Raw genomic sequence first — 2,930 nt, forward strand, 5'->3', positions numbered from 1 at the left:
GCCGGACCTGGCAGTGCGGCACCATCCAGCTGGACAGCCAGCTGCCGGAGCGCTTCGAGCTGGAGTACACCGGCGAGGACGGAGCGAAGCACCGCCCCGTGATGATCCACCGTGTGGTGCTGGGAAGCATCGAGCGGTTCATCGGCGTTATCACCGAGCACTTCGCCGGGGCCTTTCCGGCCTGGCTGGCCCCCGTGCAGGTGAAGGTCCTCACCGTCACCGAGCGGGCGGACGAGTACGCCTCCTCCGTGACCGCCGCCCTGGATCAGGCGGGCTTTCGGGCGGAGACTGACAAGCGCAACGAGAAAATCGGCAAGAAGATCCGGGAGGCCACCCTGGAGAAGATCCCCTATATGCTGGTGCTGGGCGACCGGGACATGGAGAACAGGACCATCTCCGTCCGTCACCGCAGCGGCGAGGACCTGGGGGCCATGACTCTGGACCAGTTCCTGGAGCTGCTGAGAGGCGAAGTGGACAGCAAAGAGCGCAAGTAAAACAGATGAGACCACGGCGGCGCGGGCATTCAGCCCGTGCCGCCTGTGCATTTTTCATCCCCCTAATAAAGGCGCCGCACGGCGGATGATGGGTCGGGGATGGAGGAAAATGCAGGATTTCTGTGAGAGTTATGCAAAACGGGAGAGAAAATGAAAGGACAAAAGTGCAAACTTGCAGAAAAAGCTGCAAAATTCAAATTAGCACTTGAAAAATGAAGGAATAAGGATTATAATATTCAATGTAGGAAAGACCATTGTATCAAAATAGGAAAAGAGGATTTGAGATGAAAAAAATTCTGTCTCTGCTGATGGCCGTCATGATGATGGTCACCGTACTGGCCGCCTGCGGCGGCGGCAATTCCGGCAGTGGCTCCGGCGACAAGGGCGCGGCTGCTGTGGACACCAACACCGTGGCCGTGGGCGCCGTGGTCATTGCCCGGGACGACGTGCCCGAGGCCGACATCTACGACTTTGTGTCCACGATTTTTGAGAACAAGGACGCCATCACCGAGCAGCATGCCAAGGGCGGTGAGCTGGACCTGGACTTTGCGTCCTCCGTCACCTCCGTGCCCTATCACCCCGGCGCGGCCAAGTATTTCGCTGAGAAGGGCAAGGACGTGGCCTCCGTGAAGGACGGCGCTGGCGTGGGCGGCTCTAAGGCCCTGACCTTCGGCACCGGCGGCGAGTCCGGCACCTATTACGGTTTCGGCGGCGTGCTCTCCAGCTATGTCTCCAACAACACCGGCGTCTCCGTTACCGCTGTCACCTCCGGCGGCTCCAAGGCCAATATCGAGGATCTGGCCGCCGGCGATGTGCAGCTGGGCTTTGTCCAGTCCGACGTTATGAGCTACGGCTACAACGGCGAGCGCCTGTTTGACAGCCCGGTGGACAACTTCTCCGTGGTGGCCGCCCTGTACATGGAGCAGGTCCAGATCGTTACTACCAACCCCGACATCAAGTCCGTGGCCGACCTTGCCGGCAAGTCCGTCTCCATCGGTGACCGGGGCTCCGGCGTGTGGTTCAACGCCGTGGACGTGCTGGGTGCTTACGGCATTGATCCCGACAGCGGCATCAGCCCCGTCTACCAGGGCTTTAGCGACAGCGCCGATAGCCTGAAGGACGGCAAGATCGACGCCGCCTTCGTGGTGGCCGGTGCGCCCACCACCGCCATCGTGGACCTGGCCACCTCCAAGCCCGTGTACCTGGTGAGCCTGGACGAGGAGCACACCAACAGCCTGCTGGCCGCTTCTCCCTACTACAGCGCCTATACCATCCCTGCCGGGACCTACTGAGAGGCCCCGTTCAGGGACCGTTAAAAACCCAGTCCGGAAGGGATTCCATCCGGCAAGGGCCGCGTTTCGCGGCCCTTGCTGTGTTGAAAGGGCAGAGGCGGATTCTCCGCCTTTTCAAAACAGCAAGCGAAATTTCGATTGAGGAGGTTTCACCCTATGCGTGAGAAAGACAGAAACGCCCTGCCGGACGTGGAGACCGGCGCGGCGGCGGAGATGGACGAGGTCATGCGCAAATTTGACCGGGAGTCCGCCACCCGCGTTTGGGAGGGAACGCCCAAGCGGGTGGTCAGCGTGATCACAGCGCTGTTCTCTCTGTATTGCATCTGGTCCACCCTGTGGAGCACGGCGGACCTGCCCATCCGCCTGTCGGCCTTCCTGGGCCTTATTATTATCATGGGCTATCTCAACTATCCCGTTCACAAGGGCCACGTGACCCCCAACGCCATGCCCTGGTATGACGTCGCGCTGATGGTTCTGGGCGCCGGCTCCTTTTTCTACTACTGCCTAAATTACAAGGGGCTTGTGATGGTCATCACCAGCGCCGCCAAGATCGACCCCTGGGGTGAGAGTGCCGTGGACGGGGCCTGGCTCTATATTGTTTTGGGCATTGTGGGCATTTTGTGTCTGGCGGAGCTGTGCCGCCGGTGTGTGGGCCTGCCCATCCTATTTGTGGTGGGGGCGCTGATGATCTACACCTTTGCCAGCGGCCAGAGCTTGGCCCGGGTGATCTACACTCTCTTCTACGGCACCTCTGGTGTCATGGCCACCCCTATTCAGGTGTGCGCCAAGTTTATCGCTGTGTTCATCATCTTCGGCTCCTTCCTGGAGCGGACCGGTATCTCCAGCTTCTTCATCGACCTGGCCAACTGCGCGGCGGGCTCTTCCTCCGGCGGTCCGGCCAAGGTGGCGGTGATCTCCTCCGCCCTGTGCGGCATGGTCTCCGGCTCCTCCGTGGGCAACACGGTGACTACCGGTTCCGTCACCATCCCCATGATGAAGAAAACGGGCTACAAGGGCGAATTCGCCGCGGCGGTGGAGGCCGCCGCCTCCACTGGCGGGCAGATTATGCCCCCCATCATGGGCGCCGCCGCCTTCCTCATGGCGGAGTATATGGACACCACTTATGCCACCGTTGCCTTGAGAT

Annotated in this window: 3 protein-coding genes; all 3 read left to right on the forward strand. The window is 60.9% G+C overall.

Going from position 1 to position 2,930, the window contains the following annotated elements; translation table 11 throughout:
• Positions 1-494 (forward strand): threonine--tRNA ligase (locus tag QZ326_RS12490; protein ID WP_295745777.1); only part of this gene is annotated, 494 nt, incomplete at its 5' end.
• A 284-nt stretch (positions 495-778) separates the two neighbouring features.
• The gene (locus QZ326_RS12495) at positions 779-1,786 is read left to right on the forward strand and encodes a TAXI family TRAP transporter solute-binding subunit (RefSeq protein ID WP_295745780.1); all 1,008 of its coding nucleotides are present in this window, start codon (positions 779-781) and stop codon (positions 1,784-1,786) included.
• Between the two features lie 156 nt (positions 1,787-1,942).
• Positions 1,943-2,930 (forward strand): TRAP transporter large permease subunit (locus QZ326_RS12500; RefSeq protein ID WP_295745783.1); only part of this gene is annotated, 988 nt, incomplete at its 3' end.

The sequence above is a fragment of the uncultured Oscillibacter sp. genome (genome assembly GCF_910587525.1).
GTDB lineage: Bacteria > Bacillota > Clostridia > Oscillospirales > Oscillospiraceae > Oscillibacter.

What these genes read in the sequence shown, in the direction of transcription:
- QZ326_RS12495 (WP_295745780.1), top strand. Translation starts at nt 779, where the DNA reads ATGAAAAAAATTCTGTCTCTGCTGATGGCCGTCATGATGATGGTCACC.